The 19,112-nt window shown below is 45.1% G+C and carries 16 protein-coding genes; 6 read left to right on the plus strand and 10 right to left on the minus strand.

The window, feature by feature from the left end; genetic code table 11:
- Positions 1–79: 79 nt before the first annotated feature.
- The gene (locus tag NIAKO_RS15765; protein ID WP_014219447.1) at positions 80–1,048 is read right to left on the minus strand and encodes an EndoS/ChiA family endoglycosidase; all 969 of its coding nucleotides are present in this window, start codon (positions 1,046–1,048) and stop codon (positions 80–82) included.
- Positions 1,049–1,250: 202 nt separating this feature from the next.
- Here NIAKO_RS15765 and NIAKO_RS15770 point away from each other — a divergent pair, with 202 nt between their 5' ends.
- A complete protein-coding gene (locus tag NIAKO_RS15770) occupies positions 1,251–2,033 on the plus strand; it encodes a M90 family metallopeptidase (RefSeq protein ID WP_014219448.1) in 783 nt (260 codons plus the stop codon).
- A 12-nt stretch (positions 2,034–2,045) separates the two neighbouring features.
- Here NIAKO_RS15770 and NIAKO_RS15775 read toward each other — a convergent pair whose 3' ends face one another.
- The 4 genes from NIAKO_RS15775 to NIAKO_RS15790 all read right to left on the minus strand — a co-directional run bounded on the left by NIAKO_RS15775 (position 2,046) and on the right by NIAKO_RS15790 (position 6,506).
- Positions 2,046–2,591 (minus strand): hypothetical protein, encoded by a 546-nt coding sequence (locus tag NIAKO_RS15775; protein ID WP_014219449.1) that lies wholly within the window; start codon positions 2,589–2,591, stop codon positions 2,046–2,048.
- Between the two features lie 103 nt (positions 2,592–2,694).
- On the minus strand, positions 2,695–4,197 hold the full coding sequence (locus NIAKO_RS15780; protein WP_014219450.1) for an IPT/TIG domain-containing protein: 1,503 nt from the start codon (positions 4,195–4,197) through the stop codon (positions 2,695–2,697).
- A gap of 355 nt (positions 4,198–4,552) precedes the next feature.
- Entirely contained in the window at positions 4,553–5,131 is a 579-nt protein-coding gene (gene nudK, locus NIAKO_RS15785; RefSeq protein ID WP_014219451.1) for a GDP-mannose pyrophosphatase NudK, read from the minus strand.
- 16 nt (positions 5,132–5,147) lie between these two features.
- Positions 5,148–6,506: a rhamnogalacturonidase gene (locus NIAKO_RS15790; RefSeq protein WP_014219452.1), complete on the minus strand. Its 1,359-nt coding sequence runs from the start codon at positions 6,504–6,506 to the stop codon at positions 5,148–5,150.
- Between the two features lie 164 nt (positions 6,507–6,670).
- Between NIAKO_RS15790 and NIAKO_RS15795 the strand changes: the two genes are divergently transcribed.
- Together NIAKO_RS15795 and NIAKO_RS15800 are read left to right on the plus strand one after the other, a co-directional pair.
- Positions 6,671–9,031 carry an ABC transporter permease gene (locus NIAKO_RS15795; RefSeq protein ID WP_014219453.1) on the plus strand — a complete coding sequence of 787 codons (2,361 nt, stop codon included), beginning with the start codon at positions 6,671–6,673 and terminating at the stop codon, positions 9,029–9,031.
- 70 nt (positions 9,032–9,101) lie between these two features.
- Positions 9,102–10,019 carry an alpha/beta fold hydrolase gene (locus NIAKO_RS15800; protein ID WP_014219454.1) on the plus strand — a complete coding sequence of 306 codons (918 nt, stop codon included), beginning with the start codon at positions 9,102–9,104 and terminating at the stop codon, positions 10,017–10,019.
- A gap of 160 nt (positions 10,020–10,179) precedes the next feature.
- On the opposite strand, the gene NIAKO_RS15805 is transcribed toward NIAKO_RS15800, so the two are convergent.
- Positions 10,180–10,578, minus strand: coding sequence for a T9SS type A sorting domain-containing protein (locus NIAKO_RS15805; RefSeq protein ID WP_014219455.1), 399 nt, complete (start codon positions 10,576–10,578; stop codon positions 10,180–10,182).
- Positions 10,579–10,714: 136 nt separating this feature from the next.
- Positions 10,715–11,089, minus strand: coding sequence for a winged helix-turn-helix transcriptional regulator (locus NIAKO_RS15810; RefSeq protein ID WP_014219456.1), 375 nt, complete (start codon positions 11,087–11,089; stop codon positions 10,715–10,717).
- Positions 11,090–11,206: 117 nt separating this feature from the next.
- Here NIAKO_RS15810 and NIAKO_RS15815 point away from each other — a divergent pair, with 117 nt between their 5' ends.
- Positions 11,207–12,154, plus strand: a complete 948-nt coding sequence (locus NIAKO_RS15815; RefSeq protein WP_014219457.1) for an NmrA/HSCARG family protein — start codon at positions 11,207–11,209, stop codon at positions 12,152–12,154.
- A 14-nt stretch (positions 12,155–12,168) separates the two neighbouring features.
- Here the strand turns inward: NIAKO_RS15815 and NIAKO_RS15820 are convergent, their stop codons facing one another.
- Positions 12,169–13,314 (minus strand): DUF6786 family protein, encoded by a 1,146-nt coding sequence (locus NIAKO_RS15820; protein ID WP_014219458.1) that lies wholly within the window; start codon positions 13,312–13,314, stop codon positions 12,169–12,171.
- Between the two features lie 124 nt (positions 13,315–13,438).
- Between NIAKO_RS15820 and NIAKO_RS36835 the strand changes: the two genes are divergently transcribed.
- Both NIAKO_RS36835 and NIAKO_RS15830 read left to right on the plus strand, forming a co-directional pair.
- Positions 13,439–14,368 carry an RNA polymerase sigma factor gene (locus NIAKO_RS36835; protein WP_014219459.1) on the plus strand — a complete coding sequence of 310 codons (930 nt, stop codon included), beginning with the start codon at positions 13,439–13,441 and terminating at the stop codon, positions 14,366–14,368.
- Positions 14,369–14,426: 58 nt separating this feature from the next.
- Positions 14,427–15,206 (plus strand): sterol desaturase family protein, encoded by a 780-nt coding sequence (locus NIAKO_RS15830; RefSeq protein ID WP_014219460.1) that lies wholly within the window; start codon positions 14,427–14,429, stop codon positions 15,204–15,206.
- Positions 15,207–15,311: 105 nt separating this feature from the next.
- On the opposite strand, the gene NIAKO_RS15835 is transcribed toward NIAKO_RS15830, so the two are convergent.
- Both NIAKO_RS15835 and NIAKO_RS15840 read right to left on the minus strand, forming a co-directional pair.
- Positions 15,312–16,109 carry a LamG domain-containing protein gene (locus tag NIAKO_RS15835; protein WP_014219461.1) on the minus strand — a complete coding sequence of 266 codons (798 nt, stop codon included), beginning with the start codon at positions 16,107–16,109 and terminating at the stop codon, positions 15,312–15,314.
- 124 nt (positions 16,110–16,233) lie between these two features.
- Entirely contained in the window at positions 16,234–18,996 is a 2,763-nt protein-coding gene (locus NIAKO_RS15840; protein ID WP_014219462.1) for a beta-galactosidase, read from the minus strand.
- Between the last annotated feature and the right edge of the window lie 116 nt (positions 18,997–19,112).

Below are 19,112 nucleotides of genomic sequence, written 5' to 3' on the forward strand. Positions count from 1 at the left end.
CGGAACCAGTCTGAAAAATTTTGCACCATCTGCCAGGCGGCAGATGGTGCAAAATTGAAATTAGTTTATTAATCCGGATTTATTTCACTGCCCTGAAGATTTTGTTCGTATAAGATGAATCGACATTCCCTGCAAAGACCATAATACCTGCCTTGGTGCCGCCAGACGGTTCCCAGGCCGCCGCCGTGGTAGCATTACTGAGGCTGTTATATTGTTTAGACACCCCGATCATGGTTTTTGAAGCCCCGATAACGTTGGCCCAGCGATTGAAGCGCGTAGTATTGTTTTCAAAATAACCCATATCCTCCACATAGTTCAGGTAAGCCGCAACCGTAGTGGATTGACCGATGGCAAACCCTGCCTGCGCTCCGTCATAGATAGCTGCCGTATAAATGGTGTTAGTGGGGTTAGCCGATTTAGGCCCGAAATATAACCCGAATTCCTTCACCAGGTTGGTGAAGTTGGTGTTGGCGGCCGTACTGCCCATATGCTCCACATCCAGGGCTATTCCGTCAAAATGCAGTGAATCGACAACGCAGGCTTTTACAAAAGCGGCAAACTGGTGATAGTTCAACCCCGTGCCGTTGTAGGTGGTAAAAGGCGTGGTGGTGTTCCACGAATTGGCATCATCCACGTTCCATAGCACCCTTACGCCCCGCGACTGCAGCACTCTTGCGTCCCTGATGATGGCCGCATAAGAAGTATAGTTCGGGTTCACGGTCTTGATATAGGCGCTGTTACTGCCGTAATGAACGGAATCAGCCATTTCCCAGGGCGTTCCCTCGAAGAGCACCACTTCGTTGGCTGCGTTGGCGAAGTTGGTGAGCGGCAGCTTTACGGCCGGGGTACCCGTAGGCGTTGCATCAAATGCGTAATAGGCTATTTTGTGATTGGGCGGACCGGGAATAGTTTCAGTGCCTGGGTTTCGTCCGCTGCCGGAGGGATCGGTTTTTAAACCTGGCTTTGAACACGAAACAATGCTCATGGCGAGCAGCAACCCGGTGGTAGCGGAATGCCACCTCCGGCTGGAGAAAATAAGTAGTTGCATAATCGTTAGATTTTTTGAATTGGAAATAAAATGGCGTAATGGGTCGGCGAAGGCAATTGCTGACCAAAATTAGCGTAAAACCTACAATTGATTTACTACCGGATCGGTGTCATTAGGTGTCCGTTAGGTGTCCATTCAGTTCATCAATTTCATATAGATGACCAGGAAATGACTTTCATCAATTTTCTCTACCTTGTGCATTATGACACAGATTGTAGTATTGATAATAATTGCCTTGATCCTGGTTGGTGTTGCGTTGTATAAACGTCCTGTTAAAAAGGCTGCTTTGCCGGCAGACTATAAAAAATTGTTGTTGGAGCATGTTGCTTTTTACCGCAACCTTGACGATAAGAAGAAAATTAGTTTTGAAGAGAAAATAAAAGAATTCCTTGGCTATATCCGGATCACCGGGGTTGATACCACTGTAAATGACCTTGACAGATTATTAGTAGCCTCCAGCGGCGTAATACCAATCTTTGGCTTTCCCGAATGGAAGTATTATAACCTGCGTGAAGTTCTTCTTTATCCTGATTCATTTAATGAAACCAGTTTTTTATCTAAAAGCGAAGATCGTCATGTATTGGGAATGGTTGGGGATGGGCCCATGCAACGGGTCATGATCCTGTCGAAACCGGCCTTGCACCATGGTTTTGCCAATGTATCGGGAAAAGAAAACACCGGCATTCATGAGTTTGTTCATTTATTGGATAAAGAAGACGGCGCTGTTGATGGATTACCGGAGGCATTGCTGAAAAGGCAATTCACTGTACCCTGGCTTCATTTGATTGCAAAAAATATTGCCGCCATTAAGGCCGGTGAATCGGACATTAATGTTTACGGTTCAAAAAATGAAGCTGAGTTCTTTGCTGTTGCAGCTGAATATTTCTTTGAATCGCCTGAAGGGTTCAAACAAAATCATCCCGAATTGTATGAACTGATGACGCATGTATTTCAACAATCGCCGGCACAACAGGATACTGAATAAAAATACACCAGTTTATTCAGCCATCAGCTTTTGCCTTTTTTTGTGCAGGTAAAGATCATCTTCTTCAAACCAGCCCAAATGAACCCCGTCATCGCCAAAGTCGATTATCCGGCCATTTTTTACGACCAGGCTTATGTAGTTGTCCGAGCAGGTATCTACCTTAATTTCTGCATACCTGTTTGTAAACTCGTCAGCGATGTGAATTTCCTTGATGGTTCCTTTGGATAACGCATCCTCCGCATTACTGATCCCGAATTCCCTGAGGTGTGCTTCCACATGAGTTTCTCCCTCCTGCTGTTCAACCCCATAATCGGCCACATGAAAGGCAAACAGGCATTCCTCCCAAAGTAATTCTTTAACGCGGCCAAGCTGTTCCGGCTTTATCTGGAGCAGATCATTAACAATAGCAGTCATTTTATCCGTTACCTCGCGGGGCTGGTCATAGTCAGGGAACAGCACAACGTTCAGCGATTCACTGAATAATGGTATAAAGAGCGACAGATTGCCCAGGCCATTTTCATCCCAAACAGTTATTGTTTCCAGCTCAGCCTTTGTCATACGTTTTAATTTTGTAAACGAAAATATTGCATCTTATGTTCAACCAATCAATTATTCCACCCGCACCCATTCATACCTTCCATTTGGATGCAGCGCTTCAACACTATTCCATAATAATTTTACGAATACAATTGTTTCCAATATCTGCAACGAATAAGTTACCGGAAGCATCGATCACAATACCTCTTGGACCACTAAACCTTGCATCCTGTGGTTTACCATCTATATACCCGCTGCGTACCCCACCCGCAATAAGTGACAATTTTCCATTGGGATCAACGCGGTAAATACCATTGGTACTATCATCCGTTACATAAATATTTCCAACGCCATCCATCACTAAACCAGCCGGAGTTGAAAACACATTCAAAGTAACACTGCTTGTATAGCCTGAGGCTTTTATTACTTTACGGACCCGGCCGTTGATCTTGTCGGCTATTATAAGGTTGTTATTATTATCCAGCGCCATTTTCGCAGGTTGATAGAACTGGGCTTGTTGCGGGTCTCCATCAACCATTCCCCAGTTTCCATTACCCGATAAAACACTTAAAAGCCCGGTTTGCAGACTAATCTTACAAATCCGGTTATTGCTCTGGTCGGTAACATACACATTACTGGCATCAACCACTACATCATTTGGATAGGCAACATAACCCTGAGGCCCATTTATAAAAAAAGTGGTTACATTGCCTGCAGGATCAATTTTGCGAATGCTTTGGTTTTGATATTCGGCAACATATATATTGCCTGCATTATCCAACGTAAGTCCCTGGGGAAAATGAAACTGAGCCGTTAAACCAGGGCCATCGAGATAGCCGTATGTTCCGGACCCGGCAATGGTGCTTACCACACCCAACGGGGTTATCCTGCGAATTTTTGAATTTCCAATCTCCGAGACGATCAAATTACCTGCTGCATCCAGTGCTATATCGTCGGGCGACCAAAACTGTGCATTTATTCCTGATGCATCCACGGCCCCCGGATTCTGCTGCCCGGCAAAAGTTATTACAGAATTTACTTTCGTCTGGTAGATAAAACTGGTATCCGAAACCGCCATTTTATTGCAGGAGACAACGGTTACCTTTCCACTACAATTTTTATTTTTAGGCACAATCACTTTTAGCAATGTATCGGATGCACTCACCACTTTTGCAGGAATGCCGTTTAGTTGAACGGTGTTATCAGCAATTGTATTGCAAAAATGGGAACCTGAAACAGCCAGGGTATCATCGAACCCTGCGTACACCGGATTGATGCGGGTTATTTTGGGAGATGGTTCAATAAATGTAAAAACAGAAGAAGAGGTAACTGTTACTCCGTTCACTATTACCGTAATATATCCAGTGCAGTTTTTATCATCGGGCACTGTTACGCCCAGGACTGTTTTGGAAGCTTCATTCACAGGTACCTGTACCCCATTGATCTTTACAACATTCGGAGCAAAATCAACTATAAAACCGGTACCAAATATTCTGACAGCTGTTCCTGCCGGGCCGGATGCCGGGGAGAAAGAAGTAATTGAAAGCGGGAGATCAGTATCGTGTTTTTTACAGCTGGTAACTATTAGCATTAAAAACAGGCATTGCAAGGCAAGAATTCTTGTCATATAAAGGAATTATCAAGGCGCCTGTCTGGTTTGCTTTATAAATCGAAGTGCAAATTAGTAAATTTTCCGTGAATTAGTTACCCTGAAAAGACCGCCGGAACGCCAGCGGTGAAACCCGGGTCTTTAGCTTAAAGAACTTACTAAACGACTGTGGGCAATCTGCGGGTTGAACCCGCTATTTAACCAGGAGCTTAACAACTGTTCATCCGGAATAACCTTCCATGGCAGGTGAGGAAACCTGTAAGAACGATGTTCATATTGCTGTTATTTTTTCAACACAAAGCTCCGTAGCCATGCCGTTAAAAAAATAACCAAACAGCCGATTGTTGTAGCCCAAAGGCAGCCTGGAAAACAACTACAGGATCTGGTTCAGCTTAAGATATTGCAACAACATAATGGTTTTTCCATCTTTAATTTCTCCTGTCTGGATCATCGCCATAGCCTTATTAAAATCCAGTTCCAGCACTTCAATATTCTCTTCCTCATGTTCAACCCCGCCGCCTTCGGCCACTTTCATTTCCTTTGAATAGGCGGCAACAAAAAAGTACAGGATCTCGGTAACTGAACCGGGCGACATATACGCCTCAAATACCTTTCGCACATCTTTTACCTTATAACCGGTTTCCTCTTCTGTTTCGCGCCTGATGCAGTCTTCCGGATTATCTTTATCCAGCAGCCCCGCACAGGCCTCGATGAGCATTCCGTCTTTATTGCCATTTATAAATGTCGGCAACCGGAATTGTCTGGTAAGGATCACCGTTCCCTGTTCTTTATTGTACAGCAGGATGGTGGCCCCGTTGCCGCGGTCGTACGCTTCGCGGGTTTGTGTTTGCACAGAACCATCTTTCTTTGTATACTCGTAGGTAATTTTCCGGAGCACATACCAGTTGTCGGAAAGTATTTTTGTATCCAGGATCTTTATATTGTTAATCATTTCAGTTTTATTTAGATCAGAACTCCTTTTTTCCATTTACGACCACATTCTTCCCGGTAAAGTGCTCAACCACCGCAGTGTCTATTACCAGGTTATTCTTTGCCGCTATATTCAGGTTTTCAAAGGTGAAATCACTTAACTTATAATTGAATGCATTTACGTTCGCCCGGTTTTCAGCAACCCCCACATTAAAAAAGTTATTGCAATCCAGTTTAATATTGCGCATGGTGATGTGACGGCTGTAGGAATCTCTGGTAGCTTTCTCGCCTTTGAGGTCGAAGAACTGCGTCCAGGGGCGGATAAACAGAAAGTTACCAATGTCACTGCCTTCAATATCTTCTACCAGTACATATTCATAATCCTGTGGCGTATCAGGACGCATTTTAAGCCACAGCAAACGCTCGGCATTGTTTATTTTCAGCCGGCGCAGGATTATGTTCCGGTCATGAATAGACTCGCTTCCCAGCGTTAATACGCCATGACAGAACCCATACGTACAGTCTTCGATGATGATGTTCTCATTGGCTGCATTGTTAGGATCTTTGTCGGCCAACGGGCCTTTACCGCCCTTCAGGGCCACCGCATCATCATTTACCGACAAATAACAATTTTTGATCAGGAAGTTTTTGCAGCCATCAATATCAACCGCATCGGTACTGGGCGCCCTTACCGGCGCTTTTGGCGAAGAGATATGAAGACCGAGCAGCTTTACATTTTCGCATTTATAAAAATGGGTTGTCCAGAAAGGCGAGTTCATGCAGGTTACGCCAGATACCTGAACGTTTTTGCTGTTGGAAACGTAGAGCAGCCTTGGCCGCATTTCATCCATATTGGTACAGTTGGGATTGAACTCACGCCTTAACCAGAATGCCTTCCAGTAACGTAAGCCATTACCATCTATGGTGCCTTTCCCTGCAATCGTAAATCCATCCAGGCCATCTGCATTTACCAGGGCCGCAAAGTATTTGAGGGTTTGCCCTTCCATCCGGGTCATCAACAACGGAAAATTGCTGATATCATCGCTGCCTTTTAATCTGGCGCCGCTTTCAAGATACAGGTTGGTACCCTGTTTAAAAAACAGGGAGCCGCTCAGGAAAGTTCCTTTGGGAATTACTACCACGCCACCACCGCTGGCGGCGGCTTTGTCAATGACAGCCTGGATCTTTTGCGTTTGAACGACTGAGCTGTCGTTTTTTACGTTATAGTCGGTAACCCGGTACTGCTTTCCCAGTTTATTTAAATCGGCGGGAGTATTTTGTCTGAACCAATCCGGGATGGGCGTTCCGTCGGGGAATACTTCCTGGGCATTTACATTTCCATTCAAAACAAGGGCCATCAGGAGCAACCCGGCAAGCTTAACTATTTGTATCATCATTGATCTTTTGTGAGCGTTCTCATTAGGCCCGAAGATAAGGAAACGGACACTGAACGTATCGAAACCGGACAATTGTTATTCTTATTTGTTTAGTAATTAACTAATTGCTAACGGGTTAACAACATGGCATCTTTTTTCGGCACATTGGGCATAATCGTCAGCTGATGTTCCAAAACTATCTCAAGATCGCCCTGCGCAGTATTTTACGGTACAAGGCCTATTCCATCATCAATATTTTAGGGCTTGCCATTGGCATGGCGTCCAGTATTCTTATCCTGCTGTGGGTACAGCATGAGTTAAGTTATGACAAATGGCATAAGCAGGCAGCAAAGATCTACCGGGTCAATTCAGCTGCCGGTGATTTTAAAACGGCGGTATCCCCCGCAGGGATGGCGGGTGGCGTGCAGGCTATATTACCTGCAATCAGGAATACCGTACGGATGTCGGCTCCCAACAGTTTTCTGTTTGCAACCGGCGATCGCAAGTTTGAAGAAAGCAGGGTGTATTATGCAGACAGTACTTTTTTACAAGTGTTCTCTTTTCCGCTGGTAAAAGGCGATGCGCGTACGGCCCTGCAACGGCCTGATGCCATCCTGATCACAGCGGAGATGGCAACGAAGTATTTTGGCCACGACGATCCGATTGGGAAAGTGCTTCGCAAAAACAATAACAATAATGTGGTGGTAACCGGCGTACTGGCCGATGTGCCTGCTAACTCCCATTTACAGTTCGATTTTATTCAGCCCATGTCTGCACCTGAACAGCGGCGTGAGATCACCGAGAACCCATATAACAATTTCAGCTTTTACACATATATCCAGCTTGATGATCATTTCAATGCCAGTAAAGCGGCACTCGCGGGACTGGAAAAACAGATGAATGATTTCTTTAAAAAGCAAAACAAAGATATCAGGATCGATTTTACATTGCAACCGTTGACCAGCATTCACCTGCATTCCAATTTGCAAATGGAACTGGCAGGTGGTGGCAATATCCAGTATGTGAATATATTTTTTATTGTGGCCATTTTTATTATGATAGTGGCCTGCATCAACTTTATGAACCTGGCAACAGCGCGGTCGGCACGCCGGGCAAAGGAAGTAGGCTTACGTAAAGTAGTGGGTGCATTAAGGTGGCAACTGATGGGGCAGTTTTTGGGTGAGGCAATGCTGATCTCCTTCTTCGCCCTACTGGTGGCCATAATCATCGTATTGCTGGCGTTACCTGCTTTTAACGAACTGGCCGGCAAAAAACTGATCGTACATATCTGGAATGGTCAACTGATGACAACCCTGGTGGGCATTTCCGTTGCCACAGGTTTTCTTTCGGGCAGCTACCCGGCCCTGTTCCTTTCGGGATTTCAACCGGTGAAAGTATTGAAAGGCAGCTTACGTGGATTGAGCGGGAACCGGCTCTTCCGCAATGCCCTGGTGGTGGTACAGTTTGTGGTATCCATCGTTTTGCTGATAGGCACCTTCGTTATTTATAATCAATTGCGCTATATCAAACAGCGCAACCTGGGGTACGATAAAGAAAACCTGTTGTCGATGCCTATGAAGGGACAACTGTGGAATAAAAAGCAGGCATTGTATAATGCATTGGCGCAGGACCCGGCCACAAGCCAGTTTACCGTTACCTCTGACCTGCCCACCAATACTACCAGCGGCACCATCGATGTGAAATGGCCAGGCAAGGACCCGCATTTACAGGTTGTATTTCCCTCCCTGGATGTAAGCGAAAGTTTCTTTTCTATTTTTAATATGAAAATGTTGGGCGGCCGTGCATTCTCGAAAGCCTTCAACGACAGCAGCAGTTTCATCCTCAATGAAACGGCGGCACGTACCATGGGCATGACCCCGGCCAGTGCAGTGGGGCAACAAATTTCTTTCCAGGACCAAAAAGGCACTATTATAGGCGTAGTGGCAGACTTCAATTTCAAGCCTATTCAACGAGCCATAGAGCCGCTGGTAATGCGGTTGAACAAGTGGGGCGGTGTTGTGGTAGTAAAGACGAGGCCGGGCGCTACCGAAGCTGCCATCAAAAGTCTTGGGAAGATCTGCGAATCCCTGGAGCCTTCCTATCCTTTTGCTTATGGTTTTCTGGATCAGCAACTGGCGTATCAATATAAAGGGGAACAACAGATGGGCAGCATTTTCAATTTATTTGCGTTGCTGGCCATTTTTATTTCCGGGCTCGGTCTGTATGGACTGAGTGCTTACATAGCAGAACAAAGGACCAAAGAAATAGGCGTGCGCAAGGTACTGGGCGCTTCGTTGTTCAACATCCTGCGACTGCTGAGTGGAGACTTCACCCGCCTGATCCTTATTGCCATGGTGATTGCCATTCCGCTGGCCTGGTGGGCAGTGAACCAATGGCTGCAAAGTTTCGCTTATCATATCCAGTTGGGTTGGAGTGTGTTTTTACTGGCGCCGGTGGCAGCCCTTTTCATTGCCTGGGTTACGGTGAGCTATGAATCTATCAAGGTGGGAGTAGCGAACCCGGTGAAGAGTTTGCGGTCGGAATGAGAAAAATTCAGATGAAATAACTGTTAACGGTTATGGATTTTTCATGATTATGTGTCCCGGTAAAATGATCATGAAAAAATTCCTCCTTACAGCACTTACTCTTTTAGGATTAATGGCCCATTCAGGCAATTGCCAGACTCTTGACACCTTAATAGATGTGGGTGGTTACCGGCTCCATTTTTACATTGTAAAGGGAAAGGGACTGCCAATTTTGTTTGAAGGCGGCGCCGGGGCCGATGTAACTGTTTGGGATAACTTTCTGCAACCAATAGCTGCCATCACCCACGCCACGCTTATCACTTATGACCGCGCCGGTTTTGGGAAAAGCGAACTGGATACCAGTAACCTCGATGTGGACAAACATGGTATTTTACAAGGTATTCAGGGGCTGGAGACGGGTTTGAAAAAACTGGGCTACGACAAAAACGTAATTCTGATAGCGCATTCATTCGGCGGCTTCTGCGCCACACTCTACGCTGCCAGACATCCTGAAAAAGTAAAAGCAGCCGTTTATTTCGATGCCAATCCTGTTTGCTGGTTTCAGGATGCCTATGTTGACAGTGTGATGAAACTGAGAAACGATTATTGGGCGAACCATACACCCACCAACAATTGGGCAGATTATTACGCCGGTCTCAATCTCGGAAATACCGTAGCGCTCCTGAGAAAATCGCCATTCCCGGCAACCATCCCGGTCATAGACCTGGTTGCGGAAAAGAACTTTCCTGATTCCATTTCAGCCGCCAGGTGGCGAAACTGTCACCGGCAATTTGCCACTGCGCAGCCTAACCGTGAGGGCATTACAGCTTACGGGTGCGGGCATTTTATTTTCAGGGATAACCCTACCCTTGCCATAAGCGCCATCGTAAAAGCGTATACCGGTGTTGTGAGTAAAGAGCAAGGCGACGCCATAAGAGAACGTTTTGTTTCCTATAGCCCCCAGGCCATCAATGAGGAGCGGAAGAGGCAAGCCTCACAAAAAAATTAGACCCGCTACGAAGAGCGGGTCTGTGGCTTTAGTTTGCACATCAGAGTCGGATACTGGATTTTAAAATGTGCAACATTCCTTTGTCTGTGCAAGTTGCTAATTATTTATAGCACCCGGAGTAGTAATAGTTGGAAATACAATTATTAGGTTTGCCGGGTCACTAAAGTGTATGATCAACAATCAATTTCCCATTCCGGTGTTGGGCGCCGTCAACAGCTTTCACAAAGTACAGGCCGGCCGGCAAAGTCTCGAGGTTGGTAAGCAACAATTCATTAACCCCCTTTCTTAAAGGGTATTGCCGGCTCAGCACTGTATGACCTGCCACATCAAGCAGGGTAATATTGAGTTCACTACTGGCGAGTGATGACCATATGATGGTGGAATAACCGGATGCCTGCATGGGGCTTATATTCAATTCTTCTTCTGCTAAAACAGTTTGTTTTGAAGTTATGGGGGTGATAACGGGCTGATGCCAGGTATTTACCTGTAATATCAATACAGGCAGGATAATAGTAAACAGGAAACCTTTGACAGTTTTTTTTCGAAAAACGATCCTCATCGGGTACGGGTTTTTGTCACAGGTAACAGATCATGTATCCATGCAAAAATGGCCCGTTTCTGCCAGCTGTACCCTAGTATAAATTGGATTATGATAATTTATTAACTGTATGAACCCGGAATAAAAAAAGTTATAATTATAGAGAGTTTACAAATTCACCTTTTTCTGTAGCTATCTGATTACCCCAGCCAAGAATAGCATCCAGTACGGGGTTGAACGACCTGCCAAATTCAGTTAAACTGTATACCACTTTAAGGGGCGGCTTTTTGCCATACACCTGCCTGGCAATTAACCCATCTTCTTCCAATTGTTTTAATTGCAAACTCAGTGTTCTTTCCGTAACTCCTGGCAGATGATTTCTAAGCTCACTATACCGTTTACGTGTATCCCTTAAATGATACAGGATAACAGCTTTCCACTTTCCGCCAATCAGGTCCATAGCCAGGCTTACGGTGCAAGGGTATAATTTATCGTTGACTTTGATGTAGTCGCTTTGACATTCTATTGCCATAACATGTATTTAAGAGAGCTATCCAAATGGATAGTTATTGTAGATCTGTCTAACTGTAAATAGTTTTGCTACTCAATAACAGCAAGCAAGGTATTTAAGTTTAAAAGAATCAGATCGATGACACATAAAGATAAGCCACTCATAACAATCGTTGGTATTTCAGGTAAACAGGGACGCAGCGTAGCAAACACTTTATTACAGAGCGGGCGTTACCGGGTAAGAGGCCTTACCCGTCGCCTTGATTCGCCAGCCGCGCTTAGCCTGGCAGCACAAGGAGCTGAACTGGTGAGTGTACCGCTTGCCCTGGGAAATAAAAAGGCTTTCGTGGAAGCTTTCCGTGGCTCGGATGGCGTTTTCCTGCTGACGCCCAGTATTGTTCCACCCGCAACCCACGAAGTAGAGCTGGGTAAACAGTTGGCTGATGCGGCGGTTGAAGCGGGCGTACGTCATATTATTTTCAGCAGCCTGGAAAATGTAGATAAGATCTCAGGCGGAATTTTGTTTGCCCCGCATTTTACCGACAAGGCCAACATTGAAGCATATATTCGTACGCTGCCGGTAACAAGCTCGTTTATTTACATGGCTTTCTTTTATACGAACCTGATGGAATTCTATCCGCCTGCGATGAAAGGCGATACACTTGTATTCCCCATTTATTTACCCAAAGATTTCCGGGCGCCATTTGTTGATCCGCTTACTGCTACTGGACCAGCTGTTTTGGAGATCTTCTCTAATCCGGATAAGTATGCAGGCATGTCCCTGCCGGTAATTGGCGATCTGATCTCGCCGCAAGAGATGGTGGACACCTTCATGCAGGTTACAGGCAGGAAGGCTGAATACACGTCTGCCTTCACGCAGGAGGAGTTACTTTATCATTTTCCGGATTTCAGTTCAAATGAAATGCTCGTGCGTGAAATTATAGGGATGGTAGCATATGCCGTTGAGTATGGTTATTTCAGCAACAACCGCGACCTGCTGTGGAGCCGGCAAATAAACCCCCACACCCTCAATTGGGAACAATTTCTTCGCACTACTGGTTGGAATGGCGAAAAATTGTCATGCTGATCGTTACTGATCTTTTATCCCAGGGAAATGGCATCTACAGGCAGATCCAATAATTGCATGGAGATTGTATTTAGGTCTTCTTTAGAACCTGTAAAATGAATGACTGCATTGCGGTGTACAATAGACTGTCCGGGCCCAAGCGCGGCGGCTGGGGAAGAACTTTCCACCTCATAAAACCGGCCCATCTGGCTGCCGTTTATCGGACCATCATTATAGGCATTTACGGCGTCGCCGGCAAAAGGATCATCCTGTAGTTGCCACAATGAATTAACATAATCGGTCACTTCTTCGGGCAATGAAAAGCGGGTGACTGTTAAAACCAGGTTGGTGGCATCGTAACCGATGGCCAATGGCAATGCCCTTAATGGCGAAATGCCAATTTTACTCCGGTAATTGGCATCTGCTTTAAATAAGATAAGTCCATCTGATACTTGCAATCTTTCGGCAGGCACTTTGCCAAAGTAATCGTCTGTTACAATTTTTCCCAATGCTGATGGATCACCTTTTTTATAAGGAATGGCCACATGGGTATCATCAGAGGCGTTCAACATACAAAGGATCCAGATCGACAACATGCCGGTTGTTTTATCCCAGGCATGGTTACCGGTATTGGTAAGACCGTTCTCCGATTCAAAACCAACGTATTTTATACTGTCAGGAATGTCAACTCCCAATAGATCTTCAATACTTTTATTCTCCATCAGTCTGATGGTCCTGTTTATTTCAAAGTCCAATACGTTGCCGGAATAATTTTCAAGCTGTATAGCCCTGTTAAAACTTGCGTGAGTCGAAGAAGTGCTTACCACGTTAAATGGCTCGGTATCTAATGCTGCGGGTACGAACCAGTTGTTGAATGTAAACTCAGTATCCTTTTTGAAAAATACAGAGAACTGACCTCCTTCCGGGCCAAGCCATACCCGTTCTTCGCCGCCAAAGGCATTCATATGTTCTACCCGTTTACCGGAAGCGATCAGGTCGTGGTTCACCCAGCCAAAACTTTTGCCGTTCATACCGCCTGTAGTGCTGGTCATTACCCTGCCCTGGTAAGCTGGCAGAACGATCACTGCTGCACCTGAAGAACCATCCCCAAGCACAATGAGATCTTTATGGTAATGTTGAAAAAATTCAAGGTCATAGCCAAAGGTGCTTTTGGGATACATTGCGACAATTGTTATAAAAGTTTAAAAATACCGAAAACACCCTGCATTTTGAAAAGAAGCGCATGATGAATTCCTTATCTGGGTTAACACTAGTTAACACTGCATTTTCCGAAATTGCGGACGGATGAAAACTATTAAACAATCATTCCAATCGGAAAACAGGGCCAACTTCAATGAATTGTTTTATCGTTACAACGCTCATGCACGGGCCATTGCACTAAAAATTTGTGGGAATACAGCTGCTGCGGAAGACGCAGTGCAGGATGCCTGGATCGCAGCTTATACAAATATTCACCAGCTTCGGGATTCAGAAGCATTTCTACCCTGGTTAAAACGGATCGTTATGAATTCCTGTTACCAGGCGCTTCGACATGACCGGCGCATCCTGCTGACAGAATCATTACCGGTAAGCGATAAACTGATCCAGGAAAGTATTGAAAGTAAGTTTGAACAGGTTGCCGAGCGGGACAAACTATATACCGTTTTATCAAGCCTGCCTGTGCATTTACGTCAAACCGTTATGCTCAGGTACCTGAGTGAGTATACTTCTTATTGTGACATCGCTGCGATAACCGGTGTACCCGTTGGCACAGTCCGTAGCCGGCTAAACGATAGCAAAAAGAAACTGGCAAACCTGCTGAACCAGCAGTTTGATCCGGGCTCCGATGAATTCAACTCCTCGATGTACTGGAATGAATATTACCAGGAAGTTTGTCCGGGTGGTTACCGGCATCCCAACCTGTTGACTGATTTTTTCAATCACATATCGGATGATCTTAATATAGTGTTCACCAGCGGGAAACAAGTTGTTGGAAAAAACATTTTTGTAGAAAGTGTATGGGATGATATGAAGCATGGCAGCCGGCTGGCAACTGTGGAAAGTTGTATTACAAGCGGCGATCTGACATTGCTGAAGGTTTCTTTTGAAAACAGCCCTGAACACCCTTCCCATTGCCCGCCTAACTCCTACCTGACCTTTTTACGGAACAAGGGTAAACTGACCAGGATGCGACTTTATCACGCAGCAAGAGGAATAATAAGTGACTTTTCTTAAAAAAACTTTCCCTGAAATCGAACTTTAGGACACCTCCGTGTATCCTAAAAGAAAATGTATGATCGAATTATTGGAAACACTGCAACCTATCATGCTCATAGGGATGTTTATTTTAATGTATAGCATCGAAAATATTTTTCCGTACCTGCAACGACCAGCCAACCGGAAACGGCATTACCGGCGAAATTTCATTATATCTATTCTCACCTTTCTTTTAAATGCGTTCCTGGGCACGCTGGTTGTGCTGACCATTGAGTTGACGGCTAAATTTCACTGGGGATTGTTAAATCTATTATCACTGCCTGCCTGGGTGGAAATTTTATTGGGCATCCTGTTGTTCGATTTCGGCAGCTATCTTACACATAACCTCCAACATAAAATAGGTTTCCTGTGGCGGTTTCACCGGGTACACCATTCAGACTCCCATCTTAATGTATCCTCCTCATTGAGGTTTCATCCTGTAGATGTGATCGTTGCCCAATGCATTTATCAGTGCATAGGAACGGCCCTGATCGGGTTATCCATGACTTCCTTTGTAATTTATGGAACCATCGCCATTCCCTTACTGATCATGCAGCACAGCAATGTAAAATTCCCGGGCAAGCTGGAACGTATACTCAGTTTGGTAATCGCAACACCCGGATGGCACAAGATCCATCATTCCAAAGAAAGGACTCAAACAGATTCACATTATGGGGATGTATTTACTTTTTGGGACCGCATATTTGGTACCTGGGGTAAAATGCAGCCACATCAAATTCAATATGGGCTCGATGAATTCAACGAGGACAAGCATCATAAAGTTGGCTATTTAATGACCTCTCCCTTCAAAAAATAACACTTACATAATTAGATCCGTGAAAACCCCAAAAAGCCAGGCCCTTATCATAAGGCCTGGCTTAACCTGAATTAAATTGTATAACAGGGAAGCTGATATTTTATTTTATAAGGTGGCGCTTCTTTGAATGGTAACGTTTCTCGCCTTCATCACCGTATTTCCTGTTGGGCCAGGCGTACCGGATGAACCTTCCATCTGCAGATCGATAATCAGGTTAAGCGGTTCATTAACGAAGTTTTGACCGGTTTGTGTTGACACTTTGGTGCCATCTATCCAGTATTCGATACTCACGTTGCTGGTGGTGCCAATTCTTGTTAAATAGGCGGTGTAAGTATGCCAGTTAGCCGGCCCGGAGATCACGGTTCCAACACTTGACCACTGGCCATTTTCATTTTTATAGGTGTTTGTCCAGCAGGTGGTGCTTCCTTTAAATTCCATAATGTCACTTTCGGGCGGCCACTGGTTAGCGCCGTTTAACCAGAGCGCCGGCCAGGTACCTTTTACCGAAGGGTTCTGGAACTCACCAGACACCCGCCATTTGGGATATGACGCGCTTACGGTAACCTGTTGTTTTGCATAACAGGTACCGGAAAAATAGTGAATGCTTGCCTTATCGCTAACCGTTCCGGGGTAGGCGGTCATGGTAAGGACTCCCCCGGAAGTGGCAATATTCTGCGTTCTCATGCGGGCCGATCCATTATGATCTGATCCCCATGGATACAGGTCATTCCAATAGGTGCTGTAAGAATTAAATGAGGTGGTGGGAAGGAGTGTTTCCCAGCTTAGTTCAGTTGTTGCTTTGGTTGTTTCACCGTTTGGTGTTTGTTGTTCCAGTGTTCGCTTACAGGATGTGCTCACCGCAACAGCCAGTAAGACAATAACGATTAGATTTACTTTTTTCATAATGGCTTTTTGATTAGTTGAATGGTAGCTTCCCTGGAATTATATAAATTAACAGGCAGCACAAATCTCAACTAATCTCTATGAAAAAAGCGGGTGCATTTTGGTAATTTTCAGGGGTAAATCCTTACAGTTTATCCAATATTGGTTTATCGACTGCCTGTAACTGTGACTGTTCCGGCTTCAATAACTCCAACACAATAATTTCATTCCCGCCTTTCTTCAACCACTCTACAGGAACATACAGGGTTTGCTGCGGACCAATGTTCCAATATCGTCCCAGGTTATGTCCGTTCACCCACACCACGCCTTTGCCCCAATTGCCCAGGTTAAGGTAGGTATCACCAACGGTTTGCAGGCTGAAGGTCCCTTTTTTAAGCACAGGCGCCCCTGAAAGGGTTTTGCTGTTTTTCAGGGCTACAGAGTTAAGATCATTAAAAGGCAGTTTGAACATTTGCCAACCAGTTAATTCCTTTCCATTAAAGCTTACACCTTCGGTAATCCCTTTTTTATTTTTTAAGAGATAAGGTCCATAATTAATTCTGCCCAGGTTCTCCACCAGGATATCCAGTTGTATTTTTTCATCCGGAAGCTTAAGCCATATGCTATCCTGTTTCAACCTCCGGTCTAAAACACTTATGCGTTTTCCATTGATGAAAACGAGTCCATAATCGCGCAGGTCTTTTATTTTTAAAGCGCCTTCACGCCCGCCATCGATCGTTGTGCGGTACAGCACAAATCCATACGCCTGGTTCAACTCCTCAAATGTCAATGGGGTGGCATTGGTGGTTGCACCGGGCAATACATCAAACAAACTGGTGGTACTGGTAAAACTGATAGCAGGAATGGTAATGGTGGGTTTTGCAGCTGGAACCTCCGGCAGGGTGCGGCCGGCAGGCAAATGTTTCTGAATTACATTCCGGAACTCCATAAACTTATGGGTAGGATTGCCTGCTTCGTCCAACGGCGCATCATAATCATAACTGCTGATCTGCGGCTCATAAGGGTTTTGATCGTTGTAATTAGCGCCATTCATAAAATCCCTGGTAGTGCCGCCATGAAACATGTACATATTGACGGACATTCCTGCGGATAAAACCGAATCCAGTCCCGGGGTATATTTTTCTGCCGGAACCTTATGATGCTGTGTTCCCCACCAGTCGAACCAGGCAGGATACCATTCAGCGACAAAGTACGGCCCCTTCCCTTCATTGTTTTGTTTGATCAGTTGTTTGATCCGTGCCGGTTTATCCAGGCCATTGATGGAAGTAAACAGCTTGCCGGGCAGGTTTCCCTTTGCCAAAAAAGGTTCAGGATCGCAGGTATAAAGTAAGCCATCAAAACCGGCTTCAATAAACAGCCTTCGATTGATGTCCAGGTATTCTCTATCGCTTCCATAAGCGCCGTATTCATTTTCAACCTGCACCATTAAAATATTTCCGCCATGGTTAACCTGTAATGGCGCCAGTTGTTTTCCCACCTGCATGATGTAATTTTTATAGGCCTGCAGGTATTGCGGTTCCTTACTTCTCACTTCCAGGCCTTTGATATTCTGAAGCCAGTATGGATACCCGCCAAACTCCCATTCTGCACATACGTATGGGCTGGGCCGAAGGATCACCCACAAACCTTCCTCCTGCGCTGTTTTTACAAATGCAGCAATATCATTGTTACCGGAGAAATCATATTTCCCTTTTTGGGGTTCATGCAAATTCCAGAAGACATATGTACCAATGGTATTCAATCCCATGGCCTTTGCCTTTCGCATCCGGTCGCGCCATGCTTCACGTGGCACCCTGGGGTAGTGCATTTCACCTGAGATGATCTGGAAAGGCTGCCCATCCAGCAAAAAAGCCGAATCTGCCAGTTGAAAGCTATGCACCGGTTTTTTTGTAAACTGCTGCGCGTCCCACCCCCATTCAGTTTTCCAGTCAATAAACGGCATTCCGTCTTTATATTCAATGGGCAACCACAAATAGCGGCTGTCCATTAAGTCATGTGGGTTCCATTTATCGGCAATAAAAATGAAAGAAGATGGCTTTCCCGCAACAGGAAGTATATAAGTAGATTGTCCGCCATAGGTTGAATCGGCGCCCGGGCCATGTAATGGATTTCCTGCAGACACCCAGTTGCCGAACAGCGAATCTGCCACATGAATGCTCGCCTTATTAGGCGCCCAACCCGTACAACCACTGGTTATGAGATAATATTTTTTATTGTATTTGAAAATGGCTGGCGCTTCCCGGTGTTCGCTGAACAACATTTTATCTTTTGTGGTAGCAGTGGTATAATCATCGCTCAATTGCACTATTCGCAGATCATAGTTTTCCCGGGAGGAATAAATATGATACGCTTTGCCATCGTCATCCACAAAAAGGGTCATATCCCTTGACATATTATCATTGGGGCGGAAGCTGTTTAAAAACGTATAAGGACCTGTTACTTTATCGCTGACAGCAACACCTGCTCTTGCAGCCTTGTACCCCTGCCCCCTTAACTCCAGGTGAAACCACATTACATATTTTTTTGTTTTTGCATTGTAGATCACTTTGGGCCTTTCCATCAGGCAACCTGAAGCGAGATCGTTGGTGGTATCTGCCGACGGCGCCAATGCAAGGCCTTCAGAATTCCAATGGTACAGATCTTTTGACGAATAAACACTCACTCCTTCAGACGCCCGCTTTCCTCTTTTCTCACCAAACCAATAATACCTTCCATTCACATACAACATGCCGCCTCCATGTGCATTGATCACTTCGCCACTTTCATCCAGCCATACAGCGCCTGGTTTGAAAGAGGAGTTGTCCTTTATTTTTTGCTGTCCGAAACAGCCTGTCAGTAAGAAACCGGTCATTATCAAAACACAAACCGATCTTTTAAAGTAATTCATAAGCCTGAACTTAATTAAAAAGTTTTAAAGAGGCACTAAAAATACTATAAAAGACCTGTAAGGTTCGCATTGGCTCTTGCACTTACGGTAAGTTTAAGCGAACCTGACAGGTCCTG

The organism is Niastella koreensis GR20-10 (genome assembly GCF_000246855.1).
Classification (GTDB): domain Bacteria; phylum Bacteroidota; class Bacteroidia; order Chitinophagales; family Chitinophagaceae; genus Niastella; species Niastella koreensis.